Consider the following 20,858-nt stretch of genomic DNA (forward strand, 5'->3'; position numbering starts at 1 on the left):
CCGTCCTGCGCCGGTCAGGGCGGCGCCTGATCGGAGTGTAACGACGCCCCCGACGCGGCGGCGCGGAGCCGAGCAAGAGCCCGCTCCGTCGTCTCCGCGGGGGCCGGAGCGAGTCCCACGGTGCGCAGGGCAGCATCGAGCCTGGTGCCGGCCGGAGCTGCGGGAGCGAAGGCGGAGGCAGTGCGCGGCCAGTGCGAGAGCGGCCTCGCGCCGCCACCGAGAGCGCGACCCAGCGCGAGCACCTGCGGATCGGCCAGCGCGCGGCGGCTCCCGGCCCGTGCGCGCACCAGGAGCGCGGGAGTGTCGGGCCCGAGCGGTGTGTCGATCCGCGCTCCCGGGCGGACCCTCGACGCGACGACGAGCACCGGCACCTCCTCCGAGGCCGCGGAGCTTCCGCGAGCGAGGACGAGGAACAGGATCCGCCGCCCAGCCCGCTCGGCTCCGCGGACGGCATCGACGACGGTGTGCAGCAGCTGCTCGGCGACGCGCGCGTCGGCGGAGCGCGCGGTACCGACGACCGCGGCCGGGGCGAAGTCGGCGGGATCGACGAGCGAGCGGGGCTCGACGAGCACGACGGGCGGGAGGGAGCCGGAGGCCAGGGCCGTGCCCAGCGTTGCGAGCGGCACGAGGCGGCCGCCGGCGTCGCGTGCGGCACCGGGATCGCTGAGAGGCCATTCCGGATCGGCGAGCAGAGTCGTCGAGACGCCCTGCCGCTCGTCGACGCACAGCGCCCACGGGGTCGCGGTGCGGCGCGCGGCCTCGAGGGTCAGGAGGAGGGGATCACGGCCGTCGGCCCAGCCGTGGTCGGCGCGCGCGAAAGCCGTGGCGAGCAGGGTGTGCACGGGGAGCATCCCGGGTGCGAAGCGGGAGCCGGGAGGATCCCCCGCACCGGGTGCGGTCATCACGTCGTCAGTGTCGCCGGAATGGACCGGGCCGGACTCGCCGTCGAGGACTCCGAACACCTCGGCGCGGCTCCGGGCGGCGAACGAGAGGACGACGAGGTGGTCGAGATCCTCGAGCATCTCGGTGGCCGCACGCTCGCCGGGCTCGAGGGGCGCGGAGCGGGCAGCCGCCTCGAGAGCGAGCGTGGCGGCGTCGGCGAGGGAGCGGCGCAGGAAGGCGCGGCGCTCCCCGCCGGTACGCTCAGTCATGAGGCTCGGTCGGCTCCCCCGCCGTCGTCGCGGGCGCGCCGCTCCCCGCTGCCGGTACCGCGGGCTCCTCGCCCGCAGAGCCCTCCGCGAGCGAAGCGCCCGCGTGCCCCTCGTCGCGTGACTCGCCGTCCGGCTCCTCCGGGGGCGGCGCGATGGCCGCAGGGCCCTCGGTCACCAGGAGGTGGAACTCGGCCGCGGTGATGATCCGCAGCCCCAGAGCCTCGGCCTTGCCGAGCTTGCTGCCCGCTCCCGGACCAGCGGCCACGTAGTCGGTCTTCTTCGAGACGCTCGAGCCCGCCTTGCCGCCGGCCGCGAGGATCGCCTCCTGAGCGCCCTCGCGGGAGTAGCCCTCGAGGCTGCCGGTCGCGACCACGGTGACGCCGGCGAGCACGCCGCCCGCCGCATCGGCCGCCCCGGGGCCGGGATGGCCCGGAGTGGAGAAGCGCACACCCGCTGCTGCCCAGCGCTCGACGATCTCGACGTGCCAGCCGACCTCGAACCAGGCGAGCAGGGCGTCGGCGATGATCCCGCCGACCCCGTCGACGGCCGCGAGCTCGTCGCGGCTCGCCGACCGGATCGCATCGAGCGAGCCGAAGTAGCCGGCCAGCGCGCGCGCCGCGACCGGTCCGACGTGCCGGATGCTGAGCGAGACGAGCAGCCGCCACAGCTCCTTCGTCTTCGCGCGCTCGATGTTCTCGATCAGGCGCAGGGCATTGGTCGAGGGCACCGAGGAGGGGTCACCGGCGAACGGCCCCGCGCCCGGCTCGAACGGCCCGTCCTTCGCCGGCTGCCGCTTGCGCTTGAACGGAGTGACGACCTTCGGCGCGCCGGAGGCGTCGAGCTTCTGCAGACCCGTCTCGGAGTCGCGCACGACGACCTCGATCGGGAAGATGTCGGCCACCGTGAGCTCGAAGAGCCCCGCCTCGGTGCGCAGCGGCGGCCGAGCCGGCACGAGCGGCTGGGTGAGCGCGGCGGCGCTCACCTCGCCGAGCGCTTCGATGTCGAGAGCCCCACGGCTACCGATGTGCTCCACGCGGCCGCGTACCTGTGCGGGGCACGACTCGGCGTTGGGGCAGCGGAGGTCGACGTCGCCCTCCTTGGCGGGGGCCAGCGTCGTCCCGCACTCGGGGCACTGCGTCGGCATCACGAACTCGCGCTCGCTGCCGTCGCGCAGCTCGACCACGGGGCCGAGTACCTCGGGGATCACATCGCCCGCCTTGCGCAGCACGACGGTGTCGCCGATCAGCACGCCCTTGGCCTTCACGACGTCGGCGTTGTGCAGCGTGGCCTGGCGGACCTCGGACCCGGCGACCTTCACCTTCGTCATCTGCGCGAACGGAGTCGCCCGGCCCGTGCGGCCGACGCTCACGACGATGTCGAGGAGCCTCGTGTGGACCTCCTCGGGCGGGTACTTGTACGCGATCGCCCAGCGCGGGGCTCTGCTCGTCGCACCGAGCTCGTCGTGCAGGTCGAGCTCGTCGACCTTGACGACGACACCGTCGATCTCGTGCTCGACCGAGTGCCGGTCGCGACCGTAGCGCTCGACGAACGCGAGCACCTCCTCGAGCGACGCGGAGACCTGGTTGTACCGGCTGACGGGCAGGCCCCAGGTGGAGAGCAGGCCGTAGACCTCGGACTGCGTGGCCACGGGCGGATCGGGCCAGGCGCCGATCCCGTGCACGAAGAGTGCGAGCGACGCCACCCGGGCCTCGCCCGCACGCAGATCGAGGCCGGCCTTCTTGTCGAGCTGCTGGCGGAGTCCGCCGCTCGCGGCGTTGCGCGGGTTGGCGAAGGTCGGGAAACGGCGAAGGGCGCTCGCGCGCGCCTTCTGCTCCTCGAAGTCGCCCCGGGTGGAGGCCGGCCGGGCCGACCAGCGCGCTCGCGCCTCCTCGACGGCCTCGTCGCGCAGCCGCTCCTGCAGCGCGTTGAGCTCGGCGAACGCGGCCACCGGGATGAACACCTCGCCGCGGACCTCGACGAGCGCCGGGTGCCCCTCGCCGGCCAGGCGCTCGGGTATGCGCTCGACCTGGACGGCGTTGACCGTCACGTCCTCCCCCGTGCGCCCGTCGCCGCGCGTGGCCGCCGTGGTGAGGCGCCCGTGCTCGTAGCGCAGGGAGATCGCAAGACCGTCGATTTTGAGCTCCGTCAGCCAGGCGATCGGGCGATCGGCCGAGGCCACCGTCTTCTCGCACCACTCGCGCAGCTCCTCGGCCGAGAACACGTTGTCGAGAGACAGCATCCGCTCGGCGTGGTCGATCGGGGCCAGCCCGGCGCCCACGATCCCGCCCACGGTCTGCGTCGGCGAGTCCTCGGCGGCGAGCTCGGGGTGCTCGGCCTCGAGTTCCGCGAGCCGGCGCACGAGCGCGTCGTACGCGGCGTCGGCGAGCGGGGAGGAGTCGGCCGCGTAGTAGGCGTCGCTCGCCGCGCGGATGCTCGCCCGCAGCTCCTCGACGCGGGCGGCCGCATCGACGGGAGCGACGCCCTCGACCGGCCCCGCCCCGGCGCTCATCGGACGACCGCCTCGGCGGCGGACGTGCGGTCGATCGTGCACTGACCCAGCACCCGCGTGCCGAGGTAGACGACGGCGGTCTGGCCGGGCGCGACACCGTCGAGAGGGGAGTCGGGAGCGATCACGAGTTCCACCCTGCCATCGACCTCCGACACCCGGGCGACGGCCGGAACGGGATCGGCGTGCGCTCGGATCTGCACCTCGCAGCGGAACGGGGCCGACGCGTCCTCGGGCGGCGCGCCTGCCCAGCTGTACCGGGAGCCGGCGATCTCGCCGATCCGCAGCGCCTCGCGCGGACCCACCACGACCTCGTTGGTGACGGGGCGGACCTCGAGCACGAAGCGCGGTCGGCCGTCCGGCGCGGGGACTCCCAGACGCAGCCCGCGCCGCTGCCCCACCGTGTAGCCGTGGGCACCCTCGTGTGAGCCCACGACTGCCCCCTCACGGTCGACGATCGCGCCCGTCTCCGGCGCGACCCGCTCGGCCAGCCAGCCGCGGGTGTCGCCGTCCGGGATGAAACAGATGTCGTAGCTGTCCGGCTTGCTCGCGACGCTGAGGCCGCGGCGCGCCGCCTCCGCCCGGACGATCGCCTTCGAGGGGGTCGAGCCGAGCGGGAACATCGAGTGCCGAAGCTGCTGCGCGGTGAGCACGCCGAGGACGTAAGACTGGTCCTTCGCCTCATCGCTCGCGCGGTGCAGCTCGAGCGCGCCGTCGGCACCGGTGCGGAGCGACGCATAGTGGCCGGTGCAGACGGCGTCGAAGCCGAGGTCGAGCGCCTTCTCGAGCAGCGCGGCGAACTTGATCCGCTCGTTGCAGCGCATGCAGGGGTTGGGGGTGCGCCCGGCCGAGTACTCGGCAACGAAGTCGTCGACCACGTCCGCTGCGAAGCGCTCGGAGAAGTCCCACACGTAGTACGGGATGCCGAGGACGTTCGCCGCGCGCTGCGCGTCCATCGAGTCCTCGACGGTGCAGCAGCCGCGACTGCCCGTGCGCAGGGTGCCGGGCATCCTGCTCAGCGCGAGGTGGACGCCGACCACGTCGTGCCCCGCCTCCACCGCGCGTGCCGCGGCCACCGCCGAGTCCACTCCACCACTCATCGCCGCAAGAACCTTCACCGTGCGAGTCTACGTTTCGCGCTCCGCCGGCACGAGCGCCCGGATCAGCCGGCGGGGAGCACCGCGCGGTTCGAGAGCCCGGCCCGCGCAGCCCGCGCGTACGCCTCCGGCAGTGCAGCGAGCACTGCGTCGACATCGGCAGCGGCGGACGTGTGACCGAGCGTCATCCGCAGCACACCGCGAGCCTCGTCCTCTGAGCGGCCGAGAGCGAGCACGACGTGCGAGGGCTCGGGGATGCCGGCCGTGCAGGCCGAGCCCGTCGACACCGAGATCCCGGCCGTGTCGAGGAGGAAGAGGAGAGAGTCGCCCTGCGCGCCCGGGAAGGCGAGGTGAGCGTTGTTCGCGACGCGGCGTCCGGAGCCGAGGGGCGGTCCGGTCAGCGTCGCACCGGGAACGGCGGCGAGGGCTCCCGCCACCAGCCGGTCGCGGAGGAGGGCGAGCCGCCGGGCCTCGGCCGGACACTCCGCCGCGGCCTCGACCGCTGCGGCCGCGAACGCGGCGGCACCCGGGACGTCCTGGGTTCCGGACCGGACTCCGCGCTGCTGACCGCCTCCGTGCAGCACCGGCACGACCCGGGCGTCACGGGCGAGGACGAGCGCGCCGGTCGCGATCGGTCCGCCGACCTTGTGTCCGGACACGCTCACGGCCACCAGGCCCACTCCGCGCCGCGAGCCCGACGCCCGGCGCACCTCCGCGATCTGCAACGGAACGTGGCCGAGGGCCGCGACCGCGTCGAGGTGCAGCGGGACCTCGGCGCGCGCACAGACGCCGGCCAGCTCCTCGACCGGGTTGATCGTGCCGATCTCGTTGTTGACCCAGAGCGCGGTGACCAGCGCGACCGAGCCGGGGTCGCGCTGCACGGCCGCGGCGAGCGCCTGCGGCTGCAGCGTGCCCTCCTCGTCGAGCGGCAGCCACTCGATCTGCGCACCCTCGTGTTCGGCGAGCCAGGCGACGCTGTCGAGGGTGGCGTGGTGCTCGCCCTCAGCGACGAGCACGCGCGTGCGGGCGGTGTCCTCGGCACGGCGCTGCCAGAACAGGCCCTTGATGCCGAGGTTGACCGCCTCGGTCCCCCCGGCCGTGAGGACGACCTCGATCGGCTCGCAGTCGAGCACTCCGGCGAGCGCCGAGCGGGCGTCCTCGAGCCGGCGGCGCGCCTCCTGGCCCGAGCCGTGCACGGAGGAGGGGTTGCCGGCGTGCGCGGAGGCCTCCGCGAACGCAGCGAGGGCGCAGGCGCGCAGCGGCGTGGTCGCCGCGTGGTCGAGGTAGATCACAGCAGTCCTTCATCCCGCGTCAGGGCCACGGAGGAGGCCGGTGGCCGTCACTACTGTATGTCGCATGACCTCTCACGATCCCCTGGCCCGGCTCGGCGTGAGCGCGGACGAGCAGGGCGGTGAGCTGCGGGTGTGGTCCGAGAACGCGAGCGCCGTCGATCTCCTGCTCTACGACGAGAAGGACCCGGCGTGGGTCACCCGCACCGTGCCCCTCCAGCGCGACGACCACGCGGTCTGGTCGGCGCGTTCGGACCTGCTCGCGCCCGGTCGCCGCTACGCCCTGCGCGTCGACGGCCCGACCGGTCCGCGCCACCGCTTCGACCCGCGGCGCGCGCTGCTCGAGCCGTACTCGCGCGGGCTGCACCGGGTGGCCGAGAACGAGTGGCGCTCGGTCGTGGTCGACGACGCCTTCGACTGGGGCGGCTCCTCCCGACCGCGCACCCCGCTCGAGAGCACCGTGATCTACGAGGCGCACGTGAAGGGCCTCACCCGGCTGAATCCGGCGCTCCCGGTCGAGCTGCGCGGCACCTACGCCGGGCTGGCGCACGAGTCGACCGTCGCCGCCCTGCTCGATCTCGGCATCACCGCCGTCGAGCTGCTTCCGGTGCACGCCTTCGTCTCGGAGCAGCGCCTCTTGCGTCAGGGCCTCACCAACTACTGGGGCTACAACACGCTGAACTTCTTCAGTCCGCACGCGGCCTACGCCTCCCCCGCGGCGCAGCGGGGCGGCCCGACCGCAGTGCTGCGCGAGTTCAAGGGGATGGTGAAGCTGCTGCACGAGGCGGGCCTCGAGGTGATCCTCGACGTCGTCTACAACCACACGGCCGAGGAGGGGCCGGGCGGCCCGATGTCGAGCCTGCGCGGGATCGACGACGCGGGCTGGTACCGGCAGACGGCAGAGGGTCACTACGTGGACGTGACCGGCTGCGGCAACACGCTCGACTTCGGCCGGCCCGCGGCTCAGCGGCTGGCCCTCGACTCGATGCGCTACTGGGCCGAGGAGGTCGGGATCGACGGCTTCCGGCTCGACCTCGCCGCGACACTCGGTCGTGACGAGATCGCGCACTTCCGGAGCGACCACCCGCTGCTCCGTGCGGCGGTCGAGGACCCGGCGCTGACCGACGTGAAGATGATCGCCGAGCCCTGGGACGTGGGCACGGGTGGATGGCAGACCGGCAACTTCCCCGTCGGCTGGTCGGAGTGGAACGACCGTTACCGCGACCGCACCCGCAACTTCTGGCTCTCGGACATCGACTACGCCCGGCGCGCGGGCACGGCCCCCGTGGGCATCGGCGGCTTCGCCACCCGGCTCTCCGGCTCGTCGAACACGTTCTCCGCCGAGCGGGGACCGCTCGCCTCCGTGAACTTCGTCACCGCGCACGACGGATTCACGCTGGCCGATCTGGTCTCGTACAACGTGAAGCACAACATCGGCAACGGCGAATCGAATCGCGACGGAGCCGACACGAACCGCTCCTTCAATCACGGCTTCGAGGGCCTGACGACCGACGAGCAGATCACGCTCGCCCGTCGCAAGGCCATGCGCAACCTGCTCGGCACTCTCCTGCTCTCCGCGGGCGTGCCGATGATCACCGCCGGCGACGAGACCGGACGCAGCCAGCGCGGCAACAACAACGCCTACTGCCAGGACTCGGATCTCACCTGGCTGCGTTGGGAGGGCCTGGCGGCCTGGCAGCTCGCCCAGCGGGCGCACACCCGCACGCTGATCCGCCTGCGGCGAGAACACCCCGCCCTGCGCCCCTCGCGCTACGGTCGGGGCGGCGAGGTCACGCCGGGGTCGACGAGCATGCACTGGTTCGACGCGCACGGCCACGGCATGTCCGACCAGGACTGGACCTCGGCGGCGAACCGTACCCTGCAGTACCTCGCGGCGTCGACCCCGGAGGAGGGCCGGCCGGATCGAGTCCTCCTCGTCGTGCACGGCGTGGAGGAGGACACGACGGTGGTGCTCGCCGAGGCCGAGGGCGTCACCGGGTACACGAGGCTGTGGAACAGCGAGGAGCCGGAGCCGCTGGAGCACGGCGAGTCCTTCGAGCCCGGGCAGGTCATCCGCGTGACCGGCACCTCGATGCAGCTCTTCGCAGCGCACGGCGAGCCGACCGGCACGGCGGAGGCGGAGGCGGGTCGGTGATGGCGCGGAACGGGCCGGGCACCCCGGCCACGGTCGCTCTGGCCACGGCGGGCATCGCCTTCGTTCCTCACGAGTACCGGCACGATCCGTCGACCACGAGCTACGGTGTCGAGGCGGCCGAGGCGCTCGGGGTGGAGCCCGAGCGCGTCTTCAAGACGCTCGTGGTCGACGTCGATGGGGAGCTCGTGGTGGGCATCGTCCCGGTCACGGGCTCGCTGGGCGTGAAGGAGCTGGCGTCGGCGGTCGGCGGCAAGCGCGCGGCGATGGCCGATGCCGCGCTGGCGCAGAGGCGCACCGGCTACGTGCTGGGGGGCATCTCGCCGCTCGGACAGCGTCTGCGGCACCGCACGGTGCTCGACGAGACCGCCGAGCTCTACGACACCGTCCTCGTCTCGGGCGGTCGCCGCGGCTTCGAGATCGAGCTCGCCCCCGCCGATCTCGTCGCCGCCACCGGCGCCGTCCTCGCCGACATCGCCCGCTGATCCCTCCGTTCCTCCCCGCATGGGGCCGCGCGAGGACGACCGGCCGAGGGCCGTCCTCGCCGGAGACTCCTCACGAGCGGGACCTCGAGTGCCGGCCGGGCGCCGGTCAGCCTGCGGCGGCAGTCAGCCCGAGCTCGGCCGAGCGGGGCAGGAGGCGGTGGCGCGGCACCACGCGGACTGTGTAGCCGAAGGAGCCGCTACGGTCGAGCGTGACCACGCCGGCGTAGGGGACGCGCCCGACCGCGTCCGCCGGTACCACGGCGCCCACCTCCTCGACCACCTCGAGCTCGTGGTGTCGTACCCCCGTCAGTGAGCCGTCGGCCGACGGCGTTCCGTAGACGACCTCGACCGTCACGTCCTCGGGCGAGAGCCCGCCCAGACGGACACCGGCGCGCACCGCGAGCCGGTCGCCACGCTGCGGCACCGCATCGATGCCTCCCGACTCGACGGACGCGACCGCCACGCCGGACCATCCTGCGAGCACCCGGCGCTTCCAGCCGGCGAGCTCCTTCGCCGGCTCGAAGTGGTCGGCGGTGACCGCCCGTTGCGACTCGGCCGCCGGCTGGTAGAGCGCCTCGACGTACTGGCGCACCATCCTCTCGGCCGAGAGCTCGGGCGAGAGCGTCGCCAGCGTGTGGCGGATCGAGCGCACCCAGCGGCGCGGGACTCCGTCCGCGTCGCGCTCGTAGTAGCGCGGCACGACCTCCGTCTCGAGCAGCTCGTAGAGCGCGTCGGCCTCGAGCGTGTCGCGCGCCTCCGGGTCGAGGGCGCGGTCGGAGGAGGGGATCGCCCAGCCGTTCTCGCCGTCGAAGTACTCGTTCCACCAGCCGTCCAGGATCGACAGGTTGAGCGAGCCGTTGAGCGCTGCCTTCATCCCGGACGTCCCGCACGCCTCCAGCGGACGCAGCGGATTGTTGAGCCAGACGTCGGTGCCCGGGTAGAGCAGCTGGGCCATCGCGATGTCGTAGTCGGGGAGGAAGACGATGCGTCGGCGGACGTCGGGCTCCTGCGCGAAGCGGACCAGCTTCTGGATCAGCCGTTTCCCCTCCTCATCGGCCGGGTGCGACTTGCCGGCGATCACGATCTGGATCGGGTGCTGCGGATGGGTCAGCAGCGCACGCAGACGCTCGGGGTCGTGCAGCATCAGGGTCAGCCGCTTGTAGGTCGGCACCCGGCGCGCGAAGCCGATGGTCAGCACGTCCGGATCGAGCACCTCGTCGAGCCAGGCCGGAGGGAGCCCGCCCGGATTCTGCTCGCGCCACGAGCGCGCTGCTCGACGTCGGGCGTCGTCGACGAGCTGCTCCCGCATCGCGCGGCGGGCCCGCCAGAGCTGGTCGTCGCTGAGCGCGTCGGACGCCCAGTCGGCGCGCGTCGTGTCGTCGATGCCGAGTCGGTCTCGGGCGAGGTCGCGGAGGACCGGATCCGTCCAGGTCGCCGCGTGCACGCCGTTCGTGATGGAGCCGATCGGCACCTCCTCCGCATCGAAGCCCGGCCAGAGGCTGGCGAACATCGACCGGCTCACCTCGCCGTGCAGGATCGAGACGCCGTTGGAGCGCTGGGCCAGGCGCAGACCCATGTAGGCCATATTGAACGCGGTGCCGGAGCCGCCCGGCTCGACACCCAGGGCGAGCACGTCCTCGACCTGGACGCCCGGCAGCAGCTCGGTCGAGAAGTAGGCGGCGATCAGGTCGCGGTCGAAGCGGTCGATTCCGGCGGGCACCGGCGTGTGCGTGGTGAAGACCGTGCTTGCGCGCACCACCTGGAGCGCCTGGTCGAAGTCGAGCCCGGCGCCGATCAGACCCGAGATACGCTCGAGCCCCTGGAAGCCGGCGTGCCCCTCGTTGGTGTGGAACACCTCAGGGAGCGCCGTGCCCGAGACCTCCGCCCACAGGTCGAGCGCGCGCACGCCACCGATCCCGAGTAGCAGCTCCTGCTGCAGGCGGTGCTCGCCGCCCCCGCCGTAGAGACGGTCGGTGACCGAGCGCAGGGCGTCCTCGTTCTCGGGGATGTCGGTGTCGAGGAGCAGAAGTGTCACCCGGCCGACCTCGGCCCGCCAGACACGCGCGTAGAGGGCGCGGCCGTCAGGGAGCGCGAGCACGATCCGGGCCGGGGAGCCGTCGGCGAGGCGGACGACGCGCAGCGGGAGACCGTCGGGGTCGAGCGAGGGGTAGGACTCGAGCTGCCAGCCGTCGGCCGAGAGTCCCTGGGAGAAGTAGCCGGAGCGGTAGAAGAGGCCGACGCCCGTGACCGGGACGCCCAGGTCGGAGGAAGCCTTGAGGTGATCGCCCGCGAGGATCCCCAGACCACCGGAGTACTGCGGCAGCGCAGCGGCGATGCCGAACTCGGGTGAGAAGTACGCGATCGAGCGCGGTGCCGTCTCCGGGAGCGACTGGTACCACCGAGGCTCGGTGCGGTAGCGCTCGAGGTCCTCGCGCAACCGCTGCGCCTCCTCGACGAAGGCGCCGTCACCGGCGAGCTCGGCGAGCCGCTCGGGGCTGACAGCGCCCAGGAGCGCGGTGGGGTCCGCTCCCCCGCGCCGCCAGAGCTCGGGATCGACCCGCTCGAACAGCCGCCGGGTGGGCTCGTGCCAGGCCCAGCGCAGGTTACCCGCGAGCTCACCGAGCGCCGAGAGCTCGGGCGGGAGGACGGAGCGGACGATGAAGCGGCGGATCGCCTTCACGGCACCCCTCGACTCTCTGCGGACCCGGGAACCCCGGTCGCGGAGCACCGGGGCGGTCGCGCTCGGTCACCCTAGCGGAGCCCCGCGGCGCACGAACGGGCCCGGCGCGGACCGTTTGCACAGCGCCGCAGGCGCGCGCAAGCGTCGTGTGCGAGCGCGCGCCGGTCGCTACTGTCGTGACGTGGCTCAGATACCTTTCGGCAAGGCTCCGCACGGCAAGGACGCACGACGAGCGGGTCGCGGACGCGCACCCCAGGAGGCGTGGGCGCCTCCCGAGGAGGTGCCGGCCGAGCCGGCGGCCGACGAGGCCCCGGTTTCTCCCGTCACGCCGGACGCTCCCCCGGCGGCGAGCGGCAGTGGGTACCGCGTGCGCGCCGAGCGCATCCCGATCCTCGACCCGCAGCCCCGGCTCGAGGACGACCGCTGGGCGGCCAAGGCCTTCGTCGGCGAGGTCGTCCCCTTCGCGGCGACGGCGTTCCGCGAGGGACATGACCTCATCGGAGTCGACCTGCTGCTGACCTCGCCCTCGGGGGCGGAGTCGGAGCACCGGATGTCCCTGCTCGCGACGGGTACCGACCGCTACGGTCGCCTCGTCCTCCTCGATGCGGAGGGCGACTGGACCTACCGCATCCGCGCCTTCGCCGACGACTGGGCGACCTGGCTGCACACCGCCGACGTTAAGATCCCCGCCGGGCTCGACATCGACGTCACCTTCGCCATCGGCGCCGGCCTGCTGCGCGCCGGCGCCGACGATCAGTCCCGTCCGGAGGCCGAGCGGACCCTCCTCGCTGCGACTGCTTCCCGAGTGGCCGACACCGCGCTCGCCGCAGAGGCACGCCTCGTCGCCGCGACCGATCCCGCCGTGCACGGCGCGCTCGAAGCCCGTCCGGTGCGCAGCATCGCGAGCGTCTCCGCACCCCGCACCGTGCACGTCGAGCGCACCCGTGCCGGCGTCGGCGCCTGGTACGAGTTCTTCCCGCGGTCCGAGGGCGCCGTGCGCCACGAGGACGGCACGGTGACCAGCGGCACGTTCCGCACCGCCTCCGAGCGCGTCCCCGCCGTCGCCGCGATGGGCTTCGACGTGCTCTACCTGCCGCCCATCCACCCGATCGGGCGCTCGTTCCGCAAGGGCCCGAACAACACGCTCGACGCCGCGGAGAGCGACCCGGGCTCGCCGTGGGCGATCGGCTCGGCCGAGGGCGGCCACGACGCCATCCACCCCGATCTCGGCACGGTCGACGACTTCCGTGCGTTCCACGCCGCCGTCACCGCGGCGGGCCTGGAGCTCGCCCTCGACTTCGCCCTGCAGGCCTCGCCCGACCACCCCTGGGTCACCAGCCACCCCGAGTGGTTCACGACCCTCCCGGACGGGAGCATCGCCTACGCAGAGAACCCGCCGAAGAAGTACCAGGACATCTACCCGATCAACTTCGACAACGACCCCGAGGGCATCCGCCGGGAGGCGTTGCGCGTCCTGCGGCACTGGATCGACCTGGGCGTGCGGATCTTCCGCGTCGACAACCCGCACACCAAGCCGCTCGACTTCTGGGAGTGGATCATCCACGAGGTGAACGCCGAGCACCCCGAGGTGGTGTTCCTCGCCGAGGCCTTCACCCGGCCGGCGATCATGCGGGCCCTCGGCAAGGTCGGCTTCCAGCAGTCGTACTCGTACTTCACCTGGCGCAACACCAAGGAGGAGCTCGCCGAGTTCTTCACGAGCATCTCGCACGAGACCGCCGACTACATGCGGCCGAACCTGTTCGTGAACACACCGGACATCCTCACCGAGTACCTCCAGTACGGCGGACGCTCGGCCTACAAGGTGCGCGCCGCCCTCGCCGCGACCGCTTCTCCGCTCTGGGGGGTGTACGCCGGCTACGAGCTGGTCGAGAACGTCGCGCGCCCCGGCGCCGAGGAGAACATCGACAACGAGAAGTACGAGTACAAGACCCGCGACTGGTCGGGGGCCGAGGAGTCCGGCCGCTCACTCGCGCCGTATCTCACGCGTCTCAACGAGATCCGCCGAGCGCACCCCGCCCTGGGCCAGCTGCGTAACCTCCACGTGCACGGTAGCGATGACGACGCGATCCTCGTCTACTCCAAGCACCTCGATCGCCACTTCACGCGCACCAGGACGGCCGACACGGTTCTCGTCGTCGTGAACACCGATCCGCACTCCGCCCGCGAGACCACGGTGCACCTCGACCTGCCCGCGATCGGCCTCGAGTGGGGCGCGACGTTCGAGGTCGAGGACCTGATCACCGGCTCCGTCTGGACCTGGGGAAGCGACAACTACGTACGGCTCGACTCCTTCGTCGAGCCTGTGCACATCCTGAGCGTGAAGGCGGACGAACGATGAGCGGAACACCCCCCGAGAGCGGGAGCCCCGCGGAGACCGCCGGTCTCGAACCGCACGCCGAGACAGTTCCGACCACGGGCACGAGCTCGGCGACGACCACGGGCCACGGCGCCCACGCCGGTCCCGCCCCGGACTCGCAGCAGTACCCCGCCGCCTCCCGCGAAGGCTCGCCCACCTCCGCGGTCGAGTCGGCCTCGGAGGTGCCTCGACCGCTCGGCGACGAGCGCGCTACCCCGGAGCCCGTCGTCGCCGGAGCACCGATCGACGGGACCTCCGCGATCACCCTCCCCGACCTCCCCGACTGGGTGCTGCAGCAGCTGGCCACCGGCAGCAACGCGCTGCCGCACGATGTCCTGGGGCAGCACCTCGTCGCGGCCCCCGGCGTCGCGGACCCCGTCACCGTCGTGCGCGTCCGCCGGCCCCTCGCCGAGAAGGTCGCTGTCGTCCTCTCCTCCGGCGCGCGCGTCGAGCTCGGGCACCTCAGCGACGGCATCTGGCAGGGTTTCCACGTCCTCGGGCCGCAGCCGTACACGGTCGAGGCGCGCTACGGCGGCGGCGGCGAGTGGACCGCGGAGGACCCGTACCGCTTCTCGAAGACGGTGGGCGACCTCGACCTCTACCTCATCGGCGAGGGTCGGCACGAACGGCTCTGGGAGGCACTGGGCGCCCGTCATCGCGAGCACGAAGGAGTCTGGGGTACCTCCTTCGCGGTCTGGGCACCGCACGCGCAGGCCGTCCGGGTCGTGGGCGACTTCAACGACTGGAGCGGCGAGGGACACGCCCTCCGCAACCTCGGCGTCACCGGCGTCTGGGAGATCTTCGTCCCCGGCATCGAGCCCGGTGCCTCCTACAAGTTCGACCTGCTGTCCCGTGACGGACGCTGGGTGCGCAAGGCCGACCCGATGGCGCGCGCCACCGAGGTCCCGCCGGCGACCGCCTCGAAGGTCGCGGTCTCGCACCACCGGTGGGACGACTCCGCGTGGATGCAGAAGCGCGCCTCGGTCGATCCCCACGCGCAGCCGTTGAGCGTCTACGAGATGCACCTGGGATCGTGGCGGCCGGGCCTGGGCTACCGGGACCTCGCGGATCCGCTGATCGAGTACATCACCGAGCTCGGGTTCACGCACGTGGAGTTCATGCCGCTCGCCGAGCACCCGTTCGGAGGCTCGTGGGGGTATCAGGTGACCGGCTACTACGCCGCCTCCAGCCGTTTCGGCACGGCCGACGACCTCAAGTACCTGATCGATCGCCTGCACCAGGCGAGCATCGGCGTCATCGTCGACTGGGTGCCCGGGCACTTCCCGAAGGACGACTTCGCTCTCGCGCGCTTCGACGGGGAGCCGCTCTACGAGCACCCGGACTGGCGCCGCGGCGAGCAGATGGACTGGGGCACCTACGTCTTCGACTTCGGCCACACCCAGGTGCGCAACTTCCTGGTCGCGAACGCGCTGTTCTGGCTCGAGGAGTTCCACGTCGACGCCCTCCGCGTGGACGCGGTCGCCTCGATGCTCTACCTCGACTACTCCCGCAAGGAGGGCGAGTGGCTGCCGAACGAGCACGGCGGACGCGAGCATCTTGAGGCCATCAGCCTCCTCCAGGAGGTCAACGCCACCGCCTACAAGCTGCACCCCGGCATCATGATGATCGCCGAGGAGTCGACCAGCTGGCCGGGTGTCACCCAGCCGACGACCTCCGGCGGCCTCGGCTTCGGGCTCAAGTGGAACATGGGCTGGATGCACGACTCGCTGAGCTACATGGCGAACGACCCGCTCTGGCGCCAGTACCACCTCGGTGAGATCACCTTCTCCTTCGTCTACGCCTTCAGCGAGAACTTCGTCCTCCCGATCAGTCACGACGAGGTCGTGCACGGCAAGGGCTCGCTGATCCAGAAGATGCCGGGCGACCACTGGCAGCAACTGGCGAACGTCCGCGCCTACCTCGCCTTCATGTGGGCGCACCCGGGCAAGCAGCTGCTGTTCATGGGGCAGGAGTTCGGGCAGTACTCCGAGTGGAGCGAGGAGCGCGGGCTCGACTGGTGGATCCTCGACCAGCCCAGCCATCGTGGTCTGTGGAGCCTCGTCGGGCAGCTCAACCATGTCTACCGCGACTCACCGTCGCTCTGGGAGCTGGACAGCGACCAGGCCGGCTTCGAGTGGATCGACGGCGGCGCGGCCGTGCCGAACGTCATCTCGTTCCTGCGGAAGGACGGCGAGGGGCGTCCCGTGGCCGTCATCGCGAACTTCTCCGGTGCGCCGGTGCACGACTACCGGGTGAGCCTGCCGATCGCGGGGCGCTGGGAGGAGCTCGTCAACACCGACGCCGAGATCTACGGCGGTAGCGGGGTCGGCAATTTCGGCGCCGTCGAGGCACGGCAGGAGCCGTGGGCCGGCCGCCCCGCATCGGCCGAGATCATCCTGCCCCCGCTGGCGGTGCTCTACCTCCGGCCGGCCGGCTGACGGCCTGCGGACACCGAGCCCCGCCGGAGGACCGCCGCAGCTGCGGGGTCCGGGCGGGGCTCGGTCGTCTCAGCCGCGATCCGGCACTCGGACGCCCCGATCGCTCAGCGCGCCGGAGCGGTCAGTACAGCAGGCCGGTGAGGCGCGCGCGCGCTTTGTTCACCCGCGGGTCGGTCTGTCCGACGATCTCGAAGAACTCGAGCAGCCGAGCCCGCGTCGCCGCCTTGCCGTCCGCGTCGAGGCGCGGGAACAGCGCCAGGAGGCGATCGAACGCATCCTCGACGTGCCCGCCCGAGACGTCCAGGTCGGCCACGGCGAGCTGCGCGTCGAGGTTCGACGGCTCGGCAGCGGCCGTCGAGCGGATGTCGTCGAGCGTGCGGCCCTGGAGCCGGGCCAGCAGGCGGACCTGCGCGAGGCCGGCGACGGCCAGGGCGTCGCGCGGGTTCTGCGCGATGGCCGTCTCGTACTCGCTGATCGCCGCGGCATAGTCGCCCCGGTCGATCGCGTCGTACGCCTCCTGGTGGTGCGGCGGCAGCGGCTCCGGTTCGGGCTCCGCTCCCTCGGCGGGCGCCTCGGCGCCGACCGGGACGGTGCCCGTGACGCCGTTCTGCGCGGCCAGCTGGAGGACCTGCTCGAGGAGGTCGCGCAGCTGCTCCTCGGCGATCAGACCGCTGAACAGCGGCACCGGCCGTCCGCCGATGATCGCGGCGACGGTCGGCACCGACTGCACCTGGAACGCCTGAGCGAGCTGCGGGCTCGACTCGACGTCGACTCCGACCAGCACGACGGCACCGGCGTACGAGACGACGACCTTCTCGAGCAGGGCGGTCATGCTCGTGCTCTGCTCGGCCCACGAGCCCCGCAGATCGACGATCACCGGCACGCGCGACGAGAGCTGCACCACCTGGTCGAACTCGGCGTCGCCGGCCGTGAGCAGGAGCGGATTCGCGGCCTGCGAGCCGGCGGGCGCCGCGCCCGGAACCGCAGGGTCGGCCTGCGTCGCGCTGGGGGCGGAAGGGGTACGGCGGTTCACCAGCGACGACAGGTCGATGGCGCCGCGGAGGTTCCCCGGCAGGGGTGGGACGGCGCTCACGGCAGCTGCACCACCGAGACGAGTCCCTGGCTCCATCCGAGCATCACGATCTTCTCCTCCGATCCGACGGGCGGTACATAGAACAACAACTGGTAACCGTAGGTGGTCTCGATCCCCGTGGTCGACTTGTCGGTGCCGAGCAGCGACTGCGAGGCACCGGAGGTCGAGACCGTCGAACCCTCGGCGGTGGGCCGCACGGTCGAGGTCTCGGCGATGCTCGCCGCGACGAGCGCGCCCGAGTCGTTCGTCGCAAGGGCGATCGTCGGTGAGGTGCCGGGCTTGTTCGAGAACTCGATCGAGGCGGTGTCCGGAAGAGCCTCACGGTCGGCGTTCTTCTTGTCGACCCCGACCTGGCCGCGGAGCGTGTCGCCGTCAGGCGAGAAGAGCCCCGCGTACTGGCTGGAATCGCCGTTGGCCAGGATGTCTGCGTAGGCCGAGCCGACAGTCTGGGGCGCCAGCTTCATCAGCCGCGAGTCGGGAGCGACGATCGAGGTCCCCACGGTCACCGGTGCGACGTCGGGGATCCGAGCGTTGGCCTCGAGGGAGATCGCGTAATCGACCTTGTAGTCGGTCCGAGGACTCGCCTGGCTCATCATCAGGGCGATCGGCGCCTGGGTGGTGTCAGCCGAGTTCTGGACGACGGCCGTGACGAGGCGAGGCCAGGTCTCGGTGTCCTGGGGCAGCACGAGGCTGACGGGCGAGCCGGGGATCGCCTGCGGCGGGTCGATGGTGCCGCCCTTGGCGATCACCTCGTAGTTCGTGGTGCGCTCCGTTAGCGACTCTCCCTGGAAGCGCTCGGCCAAGATCCCGGCGTCCCGTGCTGCGTCGGCGCGCGACGCAACGTCCGAGACCTCGGCGACGATCGCCTCCGCCTGCTGCGTCGTGACGACAGGGGTCGGGTCGGCCGCGACCGGCTCGGCGCCGGGCGTCGCGGTCACGGAGGCGGTCGGCGCGGCACTCGCGCCCGCGGCCAGGTCGGGCCAGTAGTCCGAGCTGCACCCGGAGAGCAGCACCGTGGTGCCCAGCACGACGGGCAGCACGAGAGCGCCACGGCGGCGCCGCAGCGGTGTGGAGGCCACGGACGCCTGGATCCCCGCTCGAGGACGTGGTCGACGCGCTCCCCGCGGGATGCGGCCCTGAGGTCCCTTGCGACGGGGCCCGTGCTGACGGCGCAGGTGGACGAACGCCCAGACGTAGAGGCCGAGACCGATCAGGAGGAAGATCGCACCGCCCAGCAGCAGCGGACCCGCGAGCGGGGTCGCCGTGTCGACGGGCCAGCTCACCCGCACCGAGTCGGCCGCGGGAGCGGTGCCGTCGCTCGCGATCAGGATCGACACGTCATCGGGGACGTCGAGCGCGACGGAGATGCTGCCCGTGCCCTCGAACTGCTCGAGCCACAGGTCGGATCCGCGCGGATCGACGACCGCGGCGTCGGCAGTCGCGACGTCGGCCGAGAGCTCCACGCCCTCGCCGGTCTCCTGCTCGGCGGTCAGTGCGTCGTTCGCCGTACTGTAGCCGACGGCATCGTAGGGCGAGCCACCGACCCAGCCGAGCACGTCGGAGGTCCGGGCGTAGGCGAGCACGAGGTCACCGCCACCCTCGACCGTGATCGTCTGGCGACCGGGATTCGCGCCGAGCGTGCTCCCGTCGATCACCGCGTAGGGCGCGGACGAGTCGAGCGAGGTCTCGGCGGTCAAGGACTCCGGAGGAGCCCAGACCGTCCGCTGACCGATGCCGAGCGCGATCATCGCGGCGGCGATGACGGTGGCGATGATGGCGAAGACGAACCGCACGAAAGAACTCCTCCTGCGTTGCCGGATCGGGGTGACGGCCGGGACCGGCTCGGGGACGCAGCCGGACCGGGGCGCGACGGCAACAGACAAAGACAGTCCACGATAGCCGATGCCCTCCCTCCGATGCCCGGGAACGGCCGAGAGTGCCTCCGTGCGGCGCGCGGTGCGGGTGTCGCCCCGGCCGATGCCCGCGCGCTGAATACACTTTCCGAGTGCCGTGAGCCCCTCCGCGGCCCTGCTCTGAAGGAGACGACGTGGCGAACGACGAGGCCGAATTCACCCAGGTGTTCCGTGGCTACGACCGGGACGAGGTCGACAAGGCCATCCAGGGCATGCGCCGCGAGCTCATCCAGTCGAACACCCAGGCGGCCGAGAGCAGCCGAGAGGTGAAGCGCCTCTCCGCGCGCATCGAGAGCCTCGAGAAGGAGCTGCAGCAGGTCGGCGCACCCACCTACGCAGGGCTGGGCGCGAAACTCGAGCACACACTGCGCGTGGCGGAGGAGCAGTCGGAGCGGATCATCGCCCAGGCCGAGAACGACGCCTCGGCGCTGCGTCGCTCCACCCGCGACGAGGGCGACCGCGTTCTCCAGGAGGCGCGCGACGAGGCGGAGCGCCTCGTCACGCAGGCGCGTCGCCGCGCAGACCGCACCCGCGACGAGTCGGAGGCGCAGGCGGCCGCGACGCTCGGGAAGGCCGCCGACGACCGCGACGTGATGACCCAGGACGCCGTGCGCGAGGCCGCCGCCATCCGCGGCGCCGTCGCCACCGAGGCCGCCGAGACGCGTGCCACGGCCAAGCGCGAGGCCGCCGCCGTCCGTTCGGAGGCCGAGCACGAGGCCGCCGAGATGCGTGCCGTCGCCGCTCGCGAGATCGAGGTCGCGCGCACCGAGGCCGCTCGTCTCGCCCAGGCGAACGAGCTGCTGCGGGCCGAGGTCGCCTCTGAGACCGACCGGCTCCGCGCCGCCGTCGAGGCCGAGGTCGCGCAGGCGAGGGCCGCGGTCGAGGCCGAGGTGCTCTCGACCCGCGCCGCTCTGGACGCCGAGATCGCCGGCCTCCGCGCCGAGGGCGCCCGCGAAATCGCCGACCAGCGGACTCGGCTCGCGCAGGAGCGAGCAGAGGCGGTCGCCGTGCTCGACGCCGAACTCGCCGGCCTGCGCGCGGCCTCCGCCGACGAAGCCGCTGCGCTCGCTCGGGACGTCGAGCAGGCCCGGATCGACCTCGTTGTCGAGCTGGCCGCCCGCCGTGAGGAGGCGGACCGCGAGGACCTGCTGCGGCACCAGGAGGCGGTGGCGCAGACGCAGCGCTACCTCGACGAGTCGAATCTCCAGCTCGCCGACGCCATCCGGCGGGCGAACGACAAGCGTCTCGAGGCCGACACGCTCCGCAGCGACGCGCTCGATGAGACGACGCGGCTGCGCAGGAAGGCCCAGGACGACTCGGACGCTCTGCTCGACGGTGCCCGCGACCGGGCGCAGGAGTTGATCGCCGACGCCGAGCGCCGTAGCCGCGAGCTCGTCGACACCGCGGAACGCCGGCTCGACGAGATCCGCACGGAGCGCGACGCGATCGCCGGCTACGTCTCCGGTCTGCGCGGCCTGATGGGGCAGATCGAGGGGTTCGACGACGAGGCGACGAACGGATCCACGGGGGACTCCGACGACGTCGAGGATTCCGACGAGACGAGGGCCCCGGCGAAGAAGGCTCCGACGAAGAACGGGCCCGCGAAGAAGGGCTCGCAGGCGAAGGGCGACCAGCCGGCGGCGACCGACGAGCGCTAGACCCCGATCGCGGGCGGGC

Annotated in this window: 12 protein-coding genes; 5 read left to right on the forward strand and 7 right to left on the reverse strand. The window is 72.4% G+C overall.

All coding sequences use genetic code 11. The features are described from left to right. Nucleotides 1-14 precede the first annotated feature (14 nt). Genes GSU10_RS08140 through GSU10_RS08155 form a run of 4 tightly spaced genes read right to left on the reverse strand, consistent with a single transcriptional unit; the run spans nucleotide 15 to nucleotide 6,046 of the window. On the reverse strand, nucleotides 15-1,151 hold the full coding sequence (locus GSU10_RS08140) for a hypothetical protein (protein ID WP_132504251.1): 1,137 nt from the start codon (nucleotides 1,149-1,151) through the stop codon (nucleotides 15-17). Continuing rightward, complete coding sequence (gene ligA / locus GSU10_RS08145) at nucleotides 1,144-3,660, reverse strand: NAD-dependent DNA ligase LigA (RefSeq protein ID WP_132504249.1); 2,517 nt, start codon at nucleotides 3,658-3,660, stop codon at nucleotides 1,144-1,146. Before ligA ends, GSU10_RS08140 begins: the two co-directional genes overlap by 8 nt. Continuing rightward, on the reverse strand, nucleotides 3,657-4,775 hold the full coding sequence (gene mnmA / locus GSU10_RS08150) for a tRNA 2-thiouridine(34) synthase MnmA (protein ID WP_199220809.1): 1,119 nt from the start codon (nucleotides 4,773-4,775) through the stop codon (nucleotides 3,657-3,659). The genes ligA and mnmA overlap by 4 nt, the downstream gene beginning before the upstream one ends. A 44-nt stretch (nucleotides 4,776-4,819) precedes the next feature. Next, complete coding sequence (locus tag GSU10_RS08155; RefSeq protein WP_132504247.1) at nucleotides 4,820-6,046, reverse strand: cysteine desulfurase family protein; 1,227 nt, start codon at nucleotides 6,044-6,046, stop codon at nucleotides 4,820-4,822. 64 nt (nucleotides 6,047-6,110) lie between these two features. Between GSU10_RS08155 and glgX the strand changes: the two genes are divergently transcribed. Next, a complete protein-coding gene (glgX, locus tag GSU10_RS08160; protein WP_068211814.1) occupies nucleotides 6,111-8,198 on the forward strand; it encodes a glycogen debranching protein GlgX in 2,088 nt (695 codons plus the stop codon). Beyond that, nucleotides 8,198-8,680: a Cys-tRNA(Pro) deacylase gene (gene ybaK, locus GSU10_RS08165; RefSeq protein WP_068211812.1), complete on the forward strand. Its 483-nt coding sequence runs from the start codon at nucleotides 8,198-8,200 to the stop codon at nucleotides 8,678-8,680. The genes glgX and ybaK overlap by 1 nt, the downstream gene beginning before the upstream one ends. 106 nt (nucleotides 8,681-8,786) lie before the next feature. On the opposite strand, the gene glgP is transcribed toward ybaK, so the two are convergent. Beyond that, on the reverse strand, nucleotides 8,787-11,360 hold the full coding sequence (gene glgP / locus GSU10_RS08170; RefSeq protein WP_068211810.1) for an alpha-glucan family phosphorylase: 2,574 nt from the start codon (nucleotides 11,358-11,360) through the stop codon (nucleotides 8,787-8,789). Between the two features lie 280 nt (nucleotides 11,361-11,640). Between glgP and GSU10_RS08175 the strand changes: the two genes are divergently transcribed. Both GSU10_RS08175 and glgB read left to right on the forward strand, forming a co-directional pair. Further along, nucleotides 11,641-13,719 carry an alpha-1,4-glucan--maltose-1-phosphate maltosyltransferase gene (locus GSU10_RS08175; RefSeq protein ID WP_482822439.1) on the forward strand — a complete coding sequence of 693 codons (2,079 nt, stop codon included), beginning with the start codon at nucleotides 11,641-11,643 and terminating at the stop codon, nucleotides 13,717-13,719. Beyond that, nucleotides 13,716-16,175 carry a 1,4-alpha-glucan branching protein GlgB gene (glgB, locus tag GSU10_RS08180; RefSeq protein WP_082845193.1) on the forward strand — a complete coding sequence of 820 codons (2,460 nt, stop codon included), beginning with the start codon at nucleotides 13,716-13,718 and terminating at the stop codon, nucleotides 16,173-16,175. The genes GSU10_RS08175 and glgB overlap by 4 nt, the downstream gene beginning before the upstream one ends. Nucleotides 16,176-16,296: 121 nt before the next feature. Here glgB and GSU10_RS08185 read toward each other — a convergent pair whose 3' ends face one another. After that, nucleotides 16,297-17,268, reverse strand: coding sequence for a tetratricopeptide repeat protein (locus tag GSU10_RS08185; protein WP_068211808.1), 972 nt, complete (start codon nucleotides 17,266-17,268; stop codon nucleotides 16,297-16,299). Continuing rightward, a complete protein-coding gene (locus GSU10_RS08190) occupies nucleotides 17,265-19,061 on the reverse strand; it encodes a DUF8094 domain-containing protein (RefSeq protein WP_132504245.1) in 1,797 nt (598 codons plus the stop codon). The genes GSU10_RS08185 and GSU10_RS08190 overlap by 4 nt, the downstream gene beginning before the upstream one ends. A 254-nt stretch (nucleotides 19,062-19,315) precedes the next feature. Between GSU10_RS08190 and GSU10_RS08195 the strand changes: the two genes are divergently transcribed. After that, nucleotides 19,316-20,839, forward strand: coding sequence for a DivIVA domain-containing protein (locus GSU10_RS08195; RefSeq protein WP_132504243.1), 1,524 nt, complete (start codon nucleotides 19,316-19,318; stop codon nucleotides 20,837-20,839). The last annotated feature ends 19 nt before the right edge of the window (nucleotides 20,840-20,858 follow it).

Origin of the sequence: Rathayibacter tanaceti, assembly GCF_009834165.1 — a bacterium.
Lineage (GTDB): Bacteria > Actinomycetota > Actinomycetes > Actinomycetales > Microbacteriaceae > Rathayibacter > Rathayibacter tanaceti.